The organism is Hyphomonas jannaschiana VP2 (genome assembly GCF_000685215.1).
Lineage (GTDB): Bacteria > Pseudomonadota > Alphaproteobacteria > Caulobacterales > Hyphomonadaceae > Hyphomonas > Hyphomonas jannaschiana.
This window is the reverse complement of the sequence record NZ_ARYJ01000001.1, coordinates 47,057-64,316: the sequence shown is the minus strand read 5'-3', so window position 1 is coordinate 64,316 and position 17,260 is coordinate 47,057. Positions and strand designations below refer to the sequence as shown.

Annotated in this window: 14 protein-coding genes; 3 read left to right on the top strand and 11 right to left on the bottom strand. The window is 63.6% G+C overall.

The window, feature by feature from the left end:
• Positions 1-909 (bottom strand): DMT family transporter, encoded by a 909-nt coding sequence (locus tag HJA_RS00270; RefSeq protein WP_035576843.1) that lies wholly within the window; start codon positions 907-909, stop codon positions 1-3.
• Between the two features lie 195 nt (positions 910-1,104).
• Here HJA_RS00270 and HJA_RS00265 point away from each other — a divergent pair, with 195 nt between their 5' ends.
• Positions 1,105-2,901, top strand: coding sequence for a flavin-containing monooxygenase (locus HJA_RS00265; protein ID WP_035576841.1), 1,797 nt, complete (start codon positions 1,105-1,107; stop codon positions 2,899-2,901).
• 21 nt (positions 2,902-2,922) lie between these two features.
• On the opposite strand, the gene HJA_RS00260 is transcribed toward HJA_RS00265, so the two are convergent.
• On the bottom strand, positions 2,923-4,278 hold the full coding sequence (locus HJA_RS00260) for a vWA domain-containing protein (protein WP_155839812.1): 1,356 nt from the start codon (positions 4,276-4,278) through the stop codon (positions 2,923-2,925).
• A 277-nt stretch (positions 4,279-4,555) separates the two neighbouring features.
• Here HJA_RS00260 and HJA_RS00255 point away from each other — a divergent pair, with 277 nt between their 5' ends.
• On the top strand, positions 4,556-5,380 hold the full coding sequence (locus tag HJA_RS00255) for a sulfite exporter TauE/SafE family protein (protein ID WP_035576836.1): 825 nt from the start codon (positions 4,556-4,558) through the stop codon (positions 5,378-5,380).
• 4 nt (positions 5,381-5,384) lie between these two features.
• Here the strand turns inward: HJA_RS00255 and HJA_RS00250 are convergent, their stop codons facing one another.
• The 6 genes from HJA_RS00250 to HJA_RS00225 all read right to left on the bottom strand — a co-directional run bounded on the left by HJA_RS00250 (position 5,385) and on the right by HJA_RS00225 (position 11,633).
• The gene (locus tag HJA_RS00250) at positions 5,385-6,392 is read right to left on the bottom strand and encodes a HupE/UreJ family protein (RefSeq protein WP_051597196.1); all 1,008 of its coding nucleotides are present in this window, start codon (positions 6,390-6,392) and stop codon (positions 5,385-5,387) included.
• Positions 6,382-7,248, bottom strand: coding sequence for a peptidyl-prolyl cis-trans isomerase (locus HJA_RS00245; protein WP_051597195.1), 867 nt, complete (start codon positions 7,246-7,248; stop codon positions 6,382-6,384). The genes HJA_RS00250 and HJA_RS00245 overlap by 11 nt, the downstream gene beginning before the upstream one ends.
• Positions 7,245-9,173: a DUF3604 domain-containing protein gene (locus HJA_RS00240; protein ID WP_051597194.1), complete on the bottom strand. Its 1,929-nt coding sequence runs from the start codon at positions 9,171-9,173 to the stop codon at positions 7,245-7,247. Before HJA_RS00240 ends, HJA_RS00245 begins: the two co-directional genes overlap by 4 nt.
• A 92-nt stretch (positions 9,174-9,265) precedes the next feature.
• A complete protein-coding gene (locus tag HJA_RS00235) occupies positions 9,266-9,634 on the bottom strand; it encodes a hypothetical protein (RefSeq protein WP_035576834.1) in 369 nt (122 codons plus the stop codon).
• A 41-nt stretch (positions 9,635-9,675) separates the two neighbouring features.
• Complete coding sequence (locus tag HJA_RS00230; RefSeq protein WP_035576832.1) at positions 9,676-10,503, bottom strand: universal stress protein; 828 nt, start codon at positions 10,501-10,503, stop codon at positions 9,676-9,678.
• An 89-nt stretch (positions 10,504-10,592) separates the two neighbouring features.
• Entirely contained in the window at positions 10,593-11,633 is a 1,041-nt protein-coding gene (locus tag HJA_RS00225) for a Glu/Leu/Phe/Val family dehydrogenase (RefSeq protein ID WP_035576830.1), read from the bottom strand.
• A gap of 288 nt (positions 11,634-11,921) precedes the next feature.
• On the opposite strand from HJA_RS00225, the gene HJA_RS00220 reads away from it, so the two are divergent.
• Complete coding sequence (locus HJA_RS00220; RefSeq protein WP_035576828.1) at positions 11,922-13,376, top strand: TrkH family potassium uptake protein; 1,455 nt, start codon at positions 11,922-11,924, stop codon at positions 13,374-13,376.
• A 35-nt stretch (positions 13,377-13,411) separates the two neighbouring features.
• Here HJA_RS00220 and HJA_RS00215 read toward each other — a convergent pair whose 3' ends face one another.
• From HJA_RS00215 to HJA_RS00205, 3 genes are all read right to left on the bottom strand, one after another.
• Positions 13,412-15,058 carry a hypothetical protein gene (locus HJA_RS00215; RefSeq protein ID WP_035576825.1) on the bottom strand — a complete coding sequence of 549 codons (1,647 nt, stop codon included), beginning with the start codon at positions 15,056-15,058 and terminating at the stop codon, positions 13,412-13,414.
• A 198-nt stretch (positions 15,059-15,256) separates the two neighbouring features.
• Positions 15,257-15,952 (bottom strand): TlpA family protein disulfide reductase, encoded by a 696-nt coding sequence (locus HJA_RS00210; RefSeq protein ID WP_051597193.1) that lies wholly within the window; start codon positions 15,950-15,952, stop codon positions 15,257-15,259.
• Positions 15,953-16,061: 109 nt separating this feature from the next.
• Entirely contained in the window at positions 16,062-17,240 is a 1,179-nt protein-coding gene (locus HJA_RS00205; RefSeq protein ID WP_162177005.1) for an OprO/OprP family phosphate-selective porin, read from the bottom strand.
• Positions 17,241-17,260: the final 20 nt, after the last annotated feature.

The window sequence follows — 17,260 nt, the reverse complement described above, 5'->3', positions numbered from 1 at the left end:
TCAGGGCGCGATTTCGGCAGCTGCCGCGCGAGCTTCCCGGCGGGCGGTGAAATGGGTTTCGAATGCCACGACGAGGCAGGCGAGGATGATGATCGCCGCGCCCCCATAGAGGCGCAGGCTCGGAATCTCATGGAAGAAGGCATAGCCGAGCAGGGACGACCAGATCAGGCCGGTATACTCGAACGGCGCCAGCGTCTGCGCCCTGGCGCGGGCATAGGCCAGCGTCATGAACGACCAGATCCCCACAGCAGCGATACCTGCCCCCGCCAGCAGCGGCCACGCATTGGTCTCCGGCAGCGGACCGGCAAAGGGTAGGAAGGGGATCAGGAACAGGGCCGGCAGCACGTTCATGAAGGTGACCAGCGTCAGCGCGTCCTCCTCCTTTGTGCGCATCCGCAACAGGACGATATTGAGTGCATAGCCGACAGCGGAGACCAGCATGGCCGCAATGCCATAGATGCGGGTGCCGCCGACCGGCGCGCTGGCGGGCTCTCCGGAAATGGCGATGGCGGCGCCGACAAAGCCGACGAGCGAGGCGCCGACCGTGACCGGACTCATGCGCTCGCCCAGCAGGACGCGGGCAATCGGCGCGATCATCAGCGCGGCGGTAAAGCCCATTACCACCGCCTCAGCGAGCGTGATCTGGGTCAGCGCGTAGAAGAAGGTAACCGAAGACAGGACCTGCGCGATGGAGCGCAATGTGTGGAAACGGATGGCCTTTCGCCCCGGCATCGGACGGCGCGCCGCAACGAACAGGCTGACCATGATCACGGACGCCAGGATATAGCGCCAGGCCGTGGCCGTGATCACGCCCGTACCGCCCAGCGTGACGCCCTTCATGGTCGCGTCGAGCGTGCAGCCGCACAGGACGGCAAGGCAGACAAGGATGATCGGATGGGGCAGGCGCATGCGCCGGACCCTTCGCCGCCGCGCCGCATTCCGTCAAGCGGAGAAGTAACCGGCATTTAAGGTCGTTGGCAGCGCGTTGCCGTTTTCTGCCCCGGGTTGGCGTTGGGTCAGCCTGTTTCAGGCGGCCGGGTTCCGGTAAACTGGCCCCAGCCGGGCAAAAAGATCCGGACGAGGAAACATCAGGAGGAAGCGGCCATGGCAGATGATGCACGGCCTGAGGCGTTTGATCCGGACGCCCTGCGCGACAAGTATCGCGCCGAACGGGACAAGCGCCTGCGCGCCGAGGGCAACGACCAGTATGTCAACATGGCGGGCGACTTCGCCCACTATATCGACGATCCCTATAGCGACTTCGAACCCCGCGATCCGGTCACGGACCATGTGGAAGTCTGCGTCATCGGTGGCGGGTTTGGCGGTCTGCTCGCCGCGGGGAAACTGCGCGAAGCCGGCTTCGATGACATTCGCATGGTGGAGAAGGGCGGCGATTTCGGCGGCACCTGGTACTGGAACCGCTATCCCGGTGCGGCCTGCGACATTGAGAGCTATATCTACCTGCCGCTGCTGGAAGAGACCGGCTATATGCCGGTGGAGAAATATTCCCGCGCGCCGGAAATCCTCGAACATTCCCGGCGGATCGCCCGGCATTACGATCTCTATCGCAACGCCCTTCTGGGAACGGAGATTACAGGTCTCAACTGGGATGAAGACAGAAAGGCCTGGCAGGTTCTGACCAATCGCGGCGATGATTTCACGGCGCAGTATGTGGTCATGTCGAATGGCCCGCTGAACCGGCCGAAGCTGCCCGGTATTCCAGGCGTGGAGACCTTCAAGGGCCATTCCTTCCACACCAGCCGCTGGGACTATGACTATACCGGTGGCGATTGCGCGGGCGGGCTGGACAAGTTGTCCGACAAGGTGGTCGGCATTATCGGTACCGGCGCGACGGCGGTGCAGTGCGTGCCGCATCTCGCGCGCGGGGCAAAGCACCTCTACGTCTTCCAGCGCACGCCGTCCTCGGTGGATTATCGCGGCGACCGGCCAACGGATGATGAATGGGTGAAAAGCCTTCAGCCCGGCTGGCAGAAGGCGCGGATGGAGAATTTCAATACGCTCGTCTCCGGCGGGTTTGCGCCGGTCGACATGGTGAAGGATGGGTGGACGGACATTATCCGAAACCTGCTGCACATCGCGACGCAGGAAGGCAACAAGGACCTGTCGCCGGAAAAACTGGCAGAGCTCGCAGAGCTCGCCGATTTCAAGAAGATGGAGCAGGTGCGCGGCCGGGTCGACGAGATCGTGAAAGACCCTGCGACGGCCGAAGCCCTGAAGCCCTGGTACCGGCAATTCTGCAAACGGCCCTGTTTCCACGACGACTATCTTGCGGCGTTCAACCGGGAAAATGTCACACTGGTGGACACCGAAGGCAAAGGTGTCGACGCCATTACCGAGCACGGCGTGGTCGTGAAGGGTAGGGAGTACAAGGTCGACTGCCTGATCTATGCGACCGGGTTCGAGGTCGGCACCGACTATACCCGCCGGGCCGGATACAATCCCGTCGGCAAGCAGGGCGTGTCACTGGCCGAGGTCTGGGGGGAGGGCATGCGCAGCCTGCATGGCATGTTCGTGCACGGATTCCCGAACATGTTCGTCATGGGGCCAGCACAGGCCGGCTTCACCGCGAATTATCCGCACCTTCTGGCCGAACAGGCCGTGCAGATCGGCTACACGCTGGTGGAAACAAAGGCGCGGCAAGCCGGACGGTTCGAACTCACCGAAGAGGCCGAGCAAGCTTGGGTCGACACGATCATCGAGAAGGCCATGCTGCGCCAGAAGTTCCTGGAAGAATGCACGCCTGGTTACTACAATAATGAAGGCAAGCCGGGAGACCGGAGCCGTCAGGATGCATCCTACGGGGCCGGGCCGGACCCGTATTTCGCCATTCTGAAGGGCTGGCGGGAAGCGGGGGAACTGGCGGGGCTGTCGCTCAGCTGAGCGGCCCCGCCAATTGCCGGATCAGTAGGTAATGCGCAGGTCCGAAATGGACTGGGCGATCTTGGTGTAGGCGTCGGTCAGTTCGTCGGCGCTTTCCGCCTTGAACGCGAACTCCGTACCCGATGCGCAGTATTCCAGAATTTCCTTACCCTGGTTCGGTGCCTGGAAGGCCACGGTGTAAACCCGCACGCCTTCTTCCTTGATACTGTCGCACAGCTTCTTGGCCTGATCGAAGGAGCTGCCTTCGCCGGTATTATGCCAGTTGAGGAAGTCACCATCGGTCATGATGATCATGGCCTTGGCCGAATCCGGCTCGTCATAGTCGAGCGGATCGGAGCCCGACGGCCAGACGCTGTGCCATTTGGGAGAGATCGCATACCAGCCCCAGGCGATACCGATGTGGCCGGCGGTGCCGCCATTGGCATTCAGGCCATTGATGTAGGTTTTCAGTTTGCTACGGTTGTCCGTCAGCGGAAGAGGTCCGATCGGGTTGCAGCTGTCAACATTCCAGCGATCGCGATAGGAATCATACTCGGCGTCAACTGCTTCAATCCATGCGAACGGACCGGGGTCCTCGTCTGTATAGGCTTCGGATCCGAGGCGTTCCTTCACGCAGGTATTGGTGATCTTCTTGGTCGTCGTGTGCTCGACATACTGGTATTCGTAGCGTCGGCAACGGCCGTTGCGTCTCCACTCAACGCAAACGCGTTCGGTTGTCGTATAGGTGTCTGAATAGGTCCTCGTCGGGCTTTTGTTGGTGACCTTCTGGAAATAGTCACCAGCGTCCAGATAGTCCGAATAGGATACCATGGAAATTCGCACGTCGCCCATATCGGCGGTCGCGCCGGTCGGCAGGAGCACGTCGACGGCATCTTCCGCCGCATCCTTCAGGGCGTCCATCTTGCCGTCCCAGCCCATTGAACCGGAAATGTCGAAAACGAAGGATACGTCGACCTTGCCGATCCCGTAGGTAGAGCCGGACGTGACGGTGAAATCCAGATAGTGATACCCGATCAGTTCTGTCAGCGTGGTTTCCTGCTGGCACTTGATCGTTGCGTTGATGTCCTGGCTGTCTTCCGAGTAGGCCACTTCGACCGGCTTGCAGGAAATGGCGTAATTCTTTGCCTTCACCACACCGTCAACGAACTTGTTGATGTAGGCGTTGATTTCGGCTTTGGACTTGCCCGCCTGCATTTCCCGCGAACCGGCAATCACGGCATTGTCCATTGTGTACTGGATGAACTGGCGGCTCGTATTGGTATTCTGCAGGTCGATTGCGATGCCGACCAGAACGAGAATCGGCACGATGGCGATCGCCAGAATGATCGCGACATTGCCGTCGCGATTTTCTTTCCATGAGGTCAGCTTTTTCAACATGAGCTTGTCCCGCTTGTACACACCCGGGATAGGTTATGGCCGATTAACGTTTCTGCAGGGCTAAGAAAGCGGCCGAATTTCCTTATGCGGTGCAAGTATCGGGTAAGGTTTTGCGAGGCGGAACGGACTGTTTTGCAAGGGAGCTGCGTAGCGCCTGCAACAGAACGCAGCGTTTCAGGCTGGCCTTGGCCTGTCGGCTCGTGCAAACAGCCTGCATAGTCAAATCGCAGTTGAATGGGGCCGGGAAGCCTCTGACAGGCTTTGCGGGAGGGAAAACATGATGGAACTGGCCGTTCAGTATGGGCCCTTGCTGGTCGCGCTGGCGCTGGCAGGCGCTGCCGCGGGTCTGGCGGCCGGCCTGTTTGGTATTGGCGGCGGAGCGATCATCGTTCCGGTCCTGTACTTCCTGTTCGATGCCATGGGCTATGGCGAGACGGCGATGCATGTGGCCGTGTCGACTTCGCTTGCCACGATCATCCTCACCTCGGCGCGGAGTGTCAGTGCCCATAACAGCCATGGCGCCGTCGACTGGTCGATCATCCGGGGCTGGGCTCCGTGGATCATGCTGGGCGCGCTGGCGGGCATGTCGCTGACCGGCTTCCTGTCCAAGCGGGCGCTGCTCGGCATTTTCGGTGCGCTGGCCTTTGTGCTGTCGGCGCAGCTCTTCTTCGGACGTCCCACATGGCGCCTTGCCGAAGACATGCCGAAGGGCCCGCTGAGAGGGGGCCTGGGCATGGCCGTCGGGGCACTCTCGGCCCTGATGGGGATCGGCGGGGGGACGTTCGGTGTCAGCCTCATGACGCTGTATGGCCGCCCGATCCACCAGGCTGTGGCGACGGCAGCCGGCTGGGGTGTGGCCATCGGACTGCCGTCTGCCCTCGCGGCGATCTATATCGGTTGGGGACGGGAAGGGCTGCCGCCTTTTTCGCTCGGCCATGTGAACCTTGCGGCCTTCGCGCTGATCTCGCTGTTTACCGTCACCATGGCTCCGGTTGGCGCGTCGCTGGCGCACAAGCTGGACGCGGCGCGCCTGCGCCGGATGTTCGCGATCCTGCTGGCCGTCGTGGCCGCGCGTATGCTGTGGAAGGCGCTGGGCCTGTAGCGGATCAGATGCCGAAGAAGGCGCCGGCGATCCGCTCGATGGCCCAGTAGCTGCCCATGAAACCGATGAAGTAGGCAAGAACGGCGCGCGCAGGCAGCATCGCTTTCTGGGCCAGCCGGTGCACTACGAAGGCCAGTGCCAGCAGCACGCTCACAAACAGGATCTGACCGGCCTCCACGCCCACATTGAACAGCAGAAGCGCCATGGCTTCGGCGCCCTTGGGCAAGCCGATTTCCGCCAGCGCCCCGGCAAAACCAAAGCCGTGGATCAGGCCGAACCCGAAAGCGATGGCCCAGGGAATGCGCTGGCTGAGCGTGTTCCAGCCTTTGATCCGGTGCATGGCTTCAGCCCCCAGAAGGGCGATGCTCATCGCGATCGTGATCTCTACCGGTGGCCCGGGCAGGGTAATGCCGCCGAGCGTCGCCGCGGCCAGCGTGATGGAGTGCGCCACCGTAAAGGCCGTCAGCGTGAGCAGGAGCTGGCGCGGCCGTACCAGCAGCACCATGCCCAGCACGAAGAGAAGGTGGTCCCACCCGAAAATGATGTGTTCCACCCCGATCCGGAAATAGGTGGCCACCGGCGCACCGGTCGGCACGGTCAGGTCAAGGACAGGTGCTGCCGGGCGCAGCACCGCGCCGATGTCGTCCCCTTCAAGCCGGTCGATCCGCACGAAGGCATCTGTCAGTGTGCGTTCCAGTCCGTCGATCCGGATTTCGCCCTGGCTGAGATCGCAATGCGTGGTCCAGCGTTGCACCAGCGTGCCGCCGGGCGAGGCAACATATTCGCCCTCGCGTGCGCAGGCCTCCGGGAAAACCGGGTCGATCTTCAGGCGCCGGCCATCCAGCACCGGCTGTTTCCAGGTTACGTCATATGTGCCGGGGGCCGTTTCAATGACTTCCAGATAGGCCGGACGGACTTCGTGCGCCGCTGCGGGGGCAGCCATCATCAGCCACGCGGCAAGCCCTGTCAGGCAGGCCGCCAGCCAGCGCAGTATGGCAGGCCTATTCGGCATTGATGCCTTCGACCTCGACCTTGTAACGGGCGATGATGTCCTGGATCGCTTTCTCGTTTGCCTCGCGCCGTGTCTGGTCCTGCCAGTCCGCCAGCACCTTTGCCTTCACGTCTTCGAAAGGCGGAAGCCGGGGCGGCGCATTGGCGCTGACCTGAACCAGATGGACACCCAGTGCGGAGCGCACAGGCCCGGTCCATTGGTCGGATGCCGGTGAGGCCGCAAGGGACTGGGCAAATTCGCCGCCAAAGAGGCGCACGACTTCGCGAAGCGGCAGGTCTCCATAGGCGCGCTGCAGCATGAACGGGTCACCCGCTTCGCGCCAGTCAGCGCCGGAATTCAGGCGCGCCAGCATGGCCTCGGCATCGGCTGTTGCCGAGGCGCCGCGGACATCCTCGCTGAAGAAGACATGCCGGAAGGTGATCATCTGCGGTTCCGTAAACCGGTCCGCATGAGTCTCGTACCAGTCGCGCAGCACAGTATCGTCCGGCGTCTCCGTCCGGGCGAGGTCGGCGACCATGAAGGTCATCTTCTGGGCAAGCCGTCTTGTGACGATTGTGTCGCCTTCATCGAGGCCAAGGCGTCTGGCTTCCCGGGCAAGGGCTTCGTCGCGGACATAGTCATTGACCATGGCCACCATGTCCTCGCCCGCAGGCAGGCTGCCCGACTCCGCCGTATAGATGGAGGCCAGGCGTTCGAGGTCTGCGCTGGAGACCCGGATCGTCCGTTCTTCATCCGCGCGTCCGGAAGAGACGACCTGCCAGCCGATGAACACGGCCAGCGCGGCAAGGATGAAGTGCACCAAGGGCTCACGCAGCAGCACGGGCCAGCGGCGCACCTGTTCGGTATTGTCGGTCAAATCGTCTTCCTGTCGCGTAAGCCGCCCGGAATGTACCAGATCGGCGAGGTGTAGGCTCGCTCCTGAATCGTCTCAGGCACATCCGGCCGGGGCGGGGTGCCATTGCGCATGGCTTCCCAGGTCGACCAGCGGCAGGACGGGTTTTCCAGCACACGGACATAATAGGTCGCGCGGCGGGCCGGATCGAAATCCGGATCCGTCCAGAGGACTTTCAGCTCGCTGGCGCCTTCATTCTCCGGCGTGCAGCTGGCCATGTCCACGGTCGCGCCATTGTCGGTGCAGCGGCGGGTGGACGGGTCCGGCGCGCCATTGTCGCAGGCGACATCAATGACTTCCTCGCCGTCGCTGGTGACTTTCACCACCTGCAGGCGTTGCAGCGTGCCACCATTCGGGTCGCGCTGGGCCCAGGCAATGAAGGCCGGGGCCTCACCGGTGCCGACCAGGTCGCCGCCCATCGGCACACCGCCTTCATAGGCTTCGTGCGACAGGTTCGCCGAGGACAGCATGGCCTCGTCATAGCCGAAGCCGCCGAAGAAACGGACCTTCATGCGCGGACCCGTCGTTGCGAACGTCTCCTTGCGCCGGAAGGCGTCAAAGATGGCTTCGCGGGTGTTCTCTTCCGCCCAGACGCCGGTCAGGCCGCTGGCGCTCCAGCGGGAGAACCAGTTGGTTGCATTCTTGACGACCTGATTGTCCTCCGGCTGGTCGTCCCATCCGGTCGTGCCGGGGAAGGGGACCGAACCGCGCGCCACCGGCGTGCCATCGACGATGCCGATCTTCGACCAGTAGTCTTCCTCGGAATAGGCGCCACCTGCGACATGACTGTCAGACGCGGCGACAAGGCCGAAGTGGAACGGGTCGAACCCTTTTTCTTCCTGCAGCTTCAGCCCGTTGCGATAGGCTTCACGCACATAGGAGCCGTTCGTCGCGCCGACGACATAGGCGCCCAGCAGCTGGTCGTAGATTTCGAAATTGGCCCACTCGTCGTTTGGCGAAAGATCCGGGTGGGTCTCGCTGGTGCCTTTCACCTGCGTCACCTCGACCAGAGGTTCGTTACGCATGCGCTGCTCGGCATAAGCCGTGTCCATCGGCTCGCCCTTATATGTTTCCAGGCGGAACATCTGGCCATCCGACACATTGGAGTTGTGCGGGATGGAGATGACTTCCATGCCGGCTTCACGCTGGGCATCCATCCAGTCCCACAGGTCTTCCGGATTGGTGGAATCGAGCGTGGAGAAAGCGCGCACGGGCGCCTTGCCCTTGAAGAAGACGTTACGGTGCAGGTTGCCGCCGCCAAAACCGCCATTCTCGTCCGGTGTGGTCACCGAGGTGAATTCATAGGCGGCAAAGGTCGTGAACTTGCCGGGCTGGTTGTACTTGTCCGCTGCCGCAACATTCTGCAGCCAGACCGAATTGATCGTGTCGAGATCATACATGTCCTCGATCGGCTTGCCGGTGCGGACCGATTGGCCGACGCCCTGGAAGGCCGCCACGATCTTGTCCGGATCGGTGGAGAACATATCCTTGGCGCGCGGCAGTTCGGACAGTTTCGTTCCGGGCGTGTCCATGGCTGGCAGGATGCCGAGATATTCGGCATGGTCGGTGACGGTGTAGAAATCGAGCGGACCGCCGGCGATGGTCATGTCAAAGCCGGACGGGTGCTGGATCGTTTCGCCGAGGGCAAAGCGATAGGCGTCATCGGCGGTGCGGCGCACGTTGAAGATATAGGCGTCGAAGCTGGAGCGCGTGTGGATGTGAAGGTCACCGAAATAGGCGTTCCGGTCCGGATTGTACCCGGCCGTGCGGCCAGCCGTTTCAGAGGCCTGCTCCGGCGCCGCCGAGGTGGTCTCTTCAGCCGGTGTGCCCGTGCCGCTGCAGGCGGCCAACGTCATGATTACGGCCAGCGCCGTGGCTTGCTTCAACATGAATTCCTCCCTCACGCGCCAAGTATTGGCACGGTGAGTGCAGTTTTAGCCCGATTGGGAGGTCTGTCCACCCTGACGCAACGTTCATTGCGTCAGACGTCAGAAATGTCCGTGATCCTGTAGGTCAGCGGGGTTTCGCCATGGCTTGCCACGGTGATGTACTCACCTTCCTTGAAGACGTGGTCTCCCAGCCGGTAGCCGGCTTCGTCATCGCCTTCATCCTCGTCATCATAGTGGAATTTCCACTGATTGCCGCGATGGGTCAGCAGGCCCGTGGCATGCTCGTCCGGATCGGGGTGGAAGCGTGTCACGCGGCATTCTTTCTTGTGCTCCCGCCAGGTGTCCACATCGAGGTGGCCGTCACCGGTCAGCGGCGCGACGATAAAATAGCCGATGCGGGCGTCGCCTTCGGTGATGCCCGGATTGCGGGCGAGCTGCAGGGTGATGCGTTTCAGAGTCATCTTGTTCTCCGGTTTAGCGGGTCAGAATTAGCGGACCAAAATCAGCGGGCAAGCGCGAGGGCCGGGGCTTCTTCGGCTTCCAGCAGGCGCTGGGTGGTGCCGCCGAACAGGCGCTCGCCGATGCGGGAGTGGCCATAGGCCCCCGCGACGATGATCGAAGCGCCGCTGCCCTTGGCAAGGGACAGAAGACCACTGGCCACCTGGCCTTCGATTGGCATGCGCTTGTGTTTCACATTATGGGAGTCGAGCCAGCGCTCCAGCGCGGCGGGGCTGGAGGCATCGCGCGGCTGGTCCTTGCCGAGGTCGGACTCATTCTGCGCGATGATCACTTCCCCGAACGCCTTGACGATGGGCAGGTGGAAGCGCACGGCCCGGGCGGCGCCGTTCGATCCGTCCCAGGCGACAATAACCGGGCCATCGGTCAGCGGCTCTGACCCGGCCATGACGACCGGCAGGCGGGCTTCCATCAGGACAAACTCAAACGACAGGCTGAGCGGGTCTGCCGCTTTCTGGACGCTGTGCGGGAAGACGACGGCATCGGCCAGCGTTGCGGCATTGGCGCCTGCGCGCTCGGCGACATCGACGATATGGGAGAAGTCGCAGGGCAGGCTCTCACCCTTTGTCATATCCTCGAACGCCGCCTTGGCACGGGCAATGACTTCGTCCTGCATGGCCGAGATGTCGCGGGTCGCGTTGGCGGCAAGGCCGGTCGCTTCCGGAGTAGACATCACAATCAGGGCGGCGGCCGGGTCGGGCAGGGCGCAAACGCCGCTGACCGGCACGTTCAGGCGCCGGGCGATCCCGAGCGCGGTCTGTGTTGAAGCGCGGTCGGCCGAGTCCGAACCTTCCAGCATAGCGACGACGGACATGGGCGCCCTCCTGCATCAATCTGCCCCCGGGAAGGAGGCTGTCAGGACACCACGTCTAACACGCCGTACGTGTAAGTGTGCAAGGGATTCTACTTAGCCGCAGCGATCCGTTCGCGCGCGATACGGTCGGCCACGACATTGGTCGGCGTTCCTTCAGACAGCGCCTCGTCGAGGACTTCGCCCAGCGTCTCGACCAGCCGGGCCAGCTTGGCCTCGACCCAGTCACGCGAATAATTGCCGGAAATCTCGGCCGCGACATTGATGATGCCGCCACCATTGATGACATAGTCCGGGGCGTAGAGGATGCCCTTGCGCCGCAGCAGCTCGCCCATTTCCGGCACGATCAGCTGGTTGTTGGCGCCCCCGGCGATCGCCTTGAACTTGAACCGGTCCAGTGTCTGCTCATTCACCACCGCGCCGAGGGCGCAGGGAGCGAAAATATCGGCCTCGACATCGTAGATCGCATCCGGGGCGACGATCCGAGCGCCCGTCCGCTTTGACACCGCCTCCAGCGCTGCCTGGTCAATATCGGTGATGATGAGGTCAGCTCCGGCACCGGCCAGGTGGTCGCAAAGATAGGAGCCGACATGGCCGACACCCTGGACGGCGACGGTCTTGCCGCGGAGGTCGTCTGTGCCAAGCGCCCGTTTCGCGGTCTCGCGGAGGCCGAGGAAAATGCCTTTGGCGGTGACCGGGGAGGGGTCACCCGAGGCGGCTTCCCCCTTGTCGAGCCCGGCGACATAGGGGGTTTCCTCCCGCACGATTTCCATATCGGCGACGCTGACGCCGACATCTTCGGCCGTGGTGTACTGGCCCTGCAGGCTGTTCACGGCGCGGCCGAAGGCGCGGAACAGGTCCGGCGACTTGTCCGTCCGGGCATTGCCCCAGATCACGGATTTCCCGCCACCCAGCGGAATGTCGGCCATGGCGTTCTTGTAGCTCATGCCCTGGCTGAGGCGCAGGGCGTCCTTCAGCATGGCTTCGCCGCTGTCATAATCCCACATCCGGCAGCCGCCGGCCGCCGGGCCGCGGGCCGTGGAATGGACGGCGATGATCGCCCGCAGGCCGCTGGCGGCATCATGAAACATGTGGACGCCTTCATGGGCGTCGAAGGAGGGGTGGTCGAACATGGGGCTTCCGGGCTGCAGATAGGTACAAATGTAACGAATGGGCCCGGCTTTAGAGACCGCTTTCCCTTCGGTCAATCTCAGCTGCCCGTCCGGACGGCAGATGCAGTCTTCACTGGCGCAGTTTATGCAGGCGACGTAGGGTCTGCTGCCTGTCCGGACACTTGGCTGATGACCCGATTATTCCTGACGATTCTGCGCCTTAGGGCGGCCCCGGCTCTGGCGATGGCTCGTGCCGGCAGGCCGCGTTGACGTCTTCGCAGCTTTTCCCCGCTATGGTTACCGACTGAGATGCAGCTGCGCCCGCTCCTTCTTGCCATCGGCATTATGACCGTGCTCCTGGGCGTGGCCATGCTGCCGTGCGCCCTGATCGACTGGGCGGACAAGCGGCCGGAAGCCTATGTTTTTTCGGTATCCTCCTTCGGCGCCGTGTTTATTGGCACCTGTCTCTGGGTGCTCTCACGGGGCGAGGTGCAACGCACCGGCCAGCGCGAAGGCTTCCTGCTGACCGTGCTGGTCTGGACGGCCTTGCCGGCAGTGGCCGCCATTCCCTTCATCGCCTCGGGGATGAGCTTCACCGACGCCATGTTCGAAAGCGTGTCCGGCCTGACGACGACCGGCGCCACGGTGATGACGGGGCTCGACTCCCTGCCGCGCGGCCTGCTGCTGTGGCGGTCCATCATCCAGTGGTTCGGCGGCATCGGCATTATCGTGACGGCCATCGCCATCCTGCCGCAGCTGCGCGTCGGCGGGATGCAGCTCTTCCAGCTGGAGAACTCCGACCGGTCCGGCAAGTTCCTGCCGCGCGTGACCGACATCGCGACCTATCTCGGCCTGACCTATCTGATCATCTCGCTGACCTGCGCGCTGGTCTATTATCTCTGCGGCATGACCTGGTTCGACGCCATCTGCCACGCCATGACCACCATGTCGGCCGGCGGCTACTCCACCCATGATGCGTCTTTCGGCTATTTCAACGACACGCCGGCGGCCTATGCAGCGACCTTCTTCATGTTCGTGGCCGGCCTGCCGTTCAGCCTGCTGGCGATGCTGCTGCTGCAGGGCCGGATCCGGCCGATGCTCAGCGATCCCCAGCCGCGCCTCTATGCCTTGATCGCACTTGGCCTGGCCAGCGTCATCGTGATCTATCACGAGGCGGTGGTGGACCCGCCGATCTTCAATCACGTCTTCCATGGCTTCAAGGAAGCCCTGTTCAACATCATCTCCGTGATGACCGGCACAGGCTATGCCTCGGCGCCCTATGATACCTGGGGCACGCCGGTCATGGCCATCGTGCTGGGCGCGACCTTTGTCGGCGGGTGCGCCGGGTCTGCGGCCTGCGGACTGAAAATGTTCCGGCTGGAGATCGCGTCCAAGGCGATGCTCGCCTATTCGCAGCGCATGGTGCAGCCGCACCGCCGCTCGCCGATCAAATACGGCGGCAAGACCGTCGATGAAGACACGCTCCAGTCGGTCATGGTCTTCATGTTCCTGTACTTCGCGACCTTCCTGATCTCGGCGGCGCTGCTCGGCCTCGACGGGCTGGACGCGATGACCGCCATTTCCGGTGCGGCGACGACCCTGTCGAATGTCGGCCCCGGTCTCGGGCCGATCAACGGCCCGTCGGGTACGTTCCAGGACTTTTCAGACTTCGCCACCTGGGTGTGCACGATCAACATGCTGCTCGGGCGGCTGGAATTCGTCGTGGTCTTCGTTGTGCTGACCCGCCGCTTCTGGCGCGGTTGATCCGAAGACGGACGGGTTCCGTCAGTTCCAGGGCCTCAGTTCCAGGGATTGAAGCGCCGGGAAGGGCGGTGCGGCTGAACCGGTTCCTGTCCGGCCTCGGATGCCTCTGGCGCGGCCTCCTGCGCAGGCGGTTCCGGCGCGGCCTCGCTTGCCGCCGGCAGGGGCGATGCCGGGATGCCGGGCTTCAGATCTTCCGGCGTGAAGCCGAAGTCTTCATCCTGCTCCATCCGCCATTCCGCTTCCGGGGCGGTTTCGGCCTCGGGTTCCGGCTCGGTGTCCGGCAGGTCGACCGTTCCGTCGATGATCCTGCGCTCGCCCGGTGCGGCGGGGGCGGCCTGCGTGTCCGGTTGCGGACGCGCCGGGGAATGGGTCGAGCCAAGGCCGAAGCCGGACGTGATGCCTGACAGGCTGAAGCTGCGCTGCGGCGCCGGTTCTTCCGGGGCGGGTTCTGGAGCTGGTTCTGGCGCGGCTTCAGCGACAGGGTCCTGCGGCGGCTCCGCGGCGGACTCTTCTGCAAACTCTTCTGCAAACTCCGGGGCAGAGGCTGCTGCTTCCGGCTCGGGTTCCGGGGCCGGTTCGGGGGCCGGGTCTGGCGTCTGGGTGCGGTAGCGGCTGAGATCGCTGAACATGCCGGAGCCGAAGACCGGGCCGGGGCGGGCGGTCGCCGGGGCGGCGTCCTGCGCTGGCGGTTCCGGCTCTGTGGCGCTCACCGGTTCAGGCTCTGGCTGAGGCTCAGACCCGGGTTCAGGCTGGGGGGCTGGCTCAAACTCTGCCTGCGGTTCGGCGGGGGCTGCTTCGGTCTGCGCGCCGGCATTGCGAATGGACTCCCAGACATGCGCCTCATCGCTGAAAGGTTCCGGGGCAGGCGGTTCTTCTTCCGGTGCGGCGGGGCTGGTGAGGGCGTCTGATACCGGGTCGGTCTCTGCCACAAATGCTGGCGGTTCCGGTTCGGCCGGGGTGGCGAACTCAGCAGCCACGGCGTAGGCACGCGCTGTGTCCTCGGATCCGGCAAAGGGGGCATAGGGGTCCGCTTCCGGTTCAGGCTCCGGCGCGGCGGCAGGTTCGGCTGAGGCGACCGGCATGACAGGCGGCTCGACAACCGGTTCCGGCTCTGGCGCCTCGACCGCTTCCGGATGGGCATCCGCTTCCACAGTGCCACGCATCTGGTCGGCCATGCTGGCGATCGCTGCCTGCATCTCGGCCTGGCCCTCATATTCAGGCTCAGGCAGTTCATGGTCTTCCAGCGGGTAGGACTCGTCGCCTTCATCTTCCGGATGGTCGAAGCTTTCCGCGGTTGCCAGAGGCGTCTCCGGTTCTGGCGCAGCCGCCTCATCGCTATTGTCTGCATCCGCCTCGTCCAGGCTGCTCAGCAGGGCGGAGATGGCCTTCTCGGCGCCCCGGGCGTGGCGGTGGGCTTCGCGGTACAGGTCTTCGATGAAGTCCGCATAGGGCCGCCCGTCCACATCGGTTTCACCCGTGAAATCTTCCGGCGTGCAGGTCTCTATTTCGCGCCCCTGCGTGTCCGTCAGCAGCAGGGCATGCGGCGCCGCCGTGATGGTGACGCGATAGCCTTCGGTGTCGTGTTTCACCGAGTCATTGTCGCTCTCTTCCCAGCTGACCCGCTGCTTGCGGGTCATCTCGCCGAGCTTGTCGATCAGGCGTTTGGTCGAAGGATGAAGCATTCCGGGGCGTCTCCCGTTTCCCTGTCCGGAGCCTATCAGTTAGCCCGTGCAGGCAGATTGTTCAAATGCTGCATGTAGATTCAGCCCAGGAAACGCCATTCCTGATGCCTGCATCGGCAAGTGGTACCGGATTGGGCCAGGCGCGACGCCGGGTTGTGTCTTTCCAGGCCAACGCGCGCCGCCCCGGAACGGGATTTCCTATTGTCCAGCCTTCACGCGGGCGACGTCTTTCAGGAAGTCCTTCACCGGCTCGCCTTCGGCAGCGGAAAATTCACTGCGGTAGCCTTTCACCACGCCATCCGGCGACACGAGAATGTAGGAGGGGGTCCAGCCGATTTGCAGCGCGGTGCGCAGGCTCGTATCCGGGTCGATGACGACCGGATAGGAATAGCCTTTCTCCTCGAAATAGGCGTCGACGGAGCCCCATTTCTTGTACATCTCTTCCGGCGATGTCCGCGCGGCGCTGGCCGGGACATGGATCGACAGGAAGTCGAGGTCCGGATCCTGGTTGATCGCGGTCGCGAGCGCGGCAGCATAGGGGCCATCGGCGAGGCAGTCTCCGCACCACAGGCCCCAGACATCGATGACGGTCCAGTTGGTCAGGCTGCTGGAATCGAATGCCGTGCCGTCCAGCATTGTGCCGGTGAAATGCGGCAGCGGTTTCCCCAGCAGGGCATATTCATAAGGGCGGCCATAATCATCGCGGCGGATGCTGCCATCGTCTGCCAGCGGCAGCGGATTGGCGGTGATGAAGCCGGTCGCATCTTCCGGCAGACCTGCCTCAGGGCTTGCGGCCTCTGCCGTGTCCACCGGTTCAACATCGGTTTCACCGGCTGGGCTGCAGGCGCCAATGAGCGTGGCCAGGGCAGTGGCGGCGAGGAAGGTACGGATCATTGGGCAATTCCTTTGAGCATCTCCACCTAACTAGTGTCGAATGCCCGGCGCCGGAACTAAGGTGAGCGATAAGAAACTCTATCAAATACAACGGATTCAGGCTGGTGGATCAGAAGTCGATCTGGACGCGCACCCCGATCCCGGTGACGTCTTCAGACTGGCCGCCCTCAAGGATGTAAGCGGCAAAGTCCGGCGCCAGTCCTGCCGTGGTGGAGCCGAGATCGGCCTCGATCCGGTAGAGGTTGACCCCGGCATGGATGTGGGAGGTCGCGTACCAGTCCGCGGCGAGGGCGAACGTGTCCATCCGACCGCCATTGGCCGGGCTGCCGGTCATGTCCAGCCAGTCTGCCCGGACGGCGAGGAGCAGCGCGCCGCGGCCGCCCTCCGTTACCGGGCGGTCGACCTGCGGCCGGCCGAACTTGCTGTGTTCATAGGTGCGGTGGCCGCCCAGCACATAGCCGGCTTCCAGATAGCCGCCGGTGAAGGTGGCTTCGCCAGCCGGGCCGTGGCCCGCCTCCATCACACTGGCTTCTGCCGCCAGCCAGGCGGGGCCGTGGATCGTCGCGGCCTCGACCCCGGCGAACAGGTCTTCGCTGGCAAAGCGCGGCGTGGACAGGATCGGGGCGGCATCGTGCGAGAAGGGGCGCTGGCTGTATTCAAACCCGCGATCATCCGCCTCGCGCCACCGCAGCGACACGCCCAGGTGCAGCAGCTCTGTTTCAGTAAGAACGGGCGTGAAGACATAGCGGGCGGCGGCGGCATGGCTGCCGGAAAACGCGGTATCATTGATGTTGTCCGCAAACAGCCCGGCATAGACCGAATGGCGCTCGCCATTGCGTTCCAGCTGCACACCGGCGCGCCGGTCGAAGGCGAACGCATCGGTGAACGCCGGCCGTTCGAAGAAGGATGTGAACCGGCCCGAGGTCTGCTCGTCGAGTGAGTTCTGCGTCTTGAACTGCCCGGCGCGGACAGACCAGCCCGATTGCCCGAGGGCCTGCTTCACATAGACGTCGGTGAGTTCCACATCGCCCGAATTGTTGCGCGCAACTTCGAGCCGGGCCTTCGTGCCGCCCCGTTTCAGGTCAAGTCCGAGACGGGCCGTCCGGATCTCGCCATGGTCATGGGCAAAGCCGGACTGATCCCCCTCTGATCCGGTATAGTCATACTGTGCACGTCCGAAGATCCGGGTTTCCCAGTCCTCCGCCAGGGCTGGCAGCGGCAGGGAGCCCAGCGCGGCAAGGCACAGGCAGGCCGTTGGAAACGACCGGGCAAGGGACGGAAACGCCAAGGGAAATCTCTCCGCGAAAT

What these genes read in the sequence shown, in the direction of transcription:
- HJA_RS00270 (WP_035576843.1), bottom strand. Translation starts at nt 909, where the DNA reads ATGCGCCTGCCCCATCCGATCATCCTTGTCTGCCTTGCCGTCCTGTGC.
- HJA_RS00265 (WP_035576841.1), top strand. Translation starts at nt 1,105, where the DNA reads ATGGCAGATGATGCACGGCCTGAGGCGTTTGATCCGGACGCCCTGCGC.
- HJA_RS00260 (WP_155839812.1), bottom strand. Translation starts at nt 4,278, where the DNA reads ATGTTGAAAAAGCTGACCTCATGGAAAGAAAATCGCGACGGCAATGTC.
- HJA_RS00255 (WP_035576836.1), top strand. Translation starts at nt 4,556, where the DNA reads ATGATGGAACTGGCCGTTCAGTATGGGCCCTTGCTGGTCGCGCTGGCG.
- HJA_RS00250 (WP_051597196.1), bottom strand. Translation starts at nt 6,392, where the DNA reads ATGCCGAATAGGCCTGCCATACTGCGCTGGCTGGCGGCCTGCCTGACA.
- HJA_RS00240 (WP_051597194.1), bottom strand. Translation starts at nt 9,173, where the DNA reads ATGTTGAAGCAAGCCACGGCGCTGGCCGTAATCATGACGTTGGCCGCC.
- HJA_RS00235 (WP_035576834.1), bottom strand. Translation starts at nt 9,634, where the DNA reads ATGACTCTGAAACGCATCACCCTGCAGCTCGCCCGCAATCCGGGCATC.
- HJA_RS00230 (WP_035576832.1), bottom strand. Translation starts at nt 10,503, where the DNA reads ATGTCCGTCGTCGCTATGCTGGAAGGTTCGGACTCGGCCGACCGCGCT.
- HJA_RS00225 (WP_035576830.1), bottom strand. Translation starts at nt 11,633, where the DNA reads ATGTTCGACCACCCCTCCTTCGACGCCCATGAAGGCGTCCACATGTTT.
- HJA_RS00220 (WP_035576828.1), top strand. Translation starts at nt 11,922, where the DNA reads ATGCAGCTGCGCCCGCTCCTTCTTGCCATCGGCATTATGACCGTGCTC.
- HJA_RS00215 (WP_035576825.1), bottom strand. Translation starts at nt 15,058, where the DNA reads ATGCTTCATCCTTCGACCAAACGCCTGATCGACAAGCTCGGCGAGATG.
- HJA_RS00210 (WP_051597193.1), bottom strand. Translation starts at nt 15,952, where the DNA reads ATGATCCGTACCTTCCTCGCCGCCACTGCCCTGGCCACGCTCATTGGC.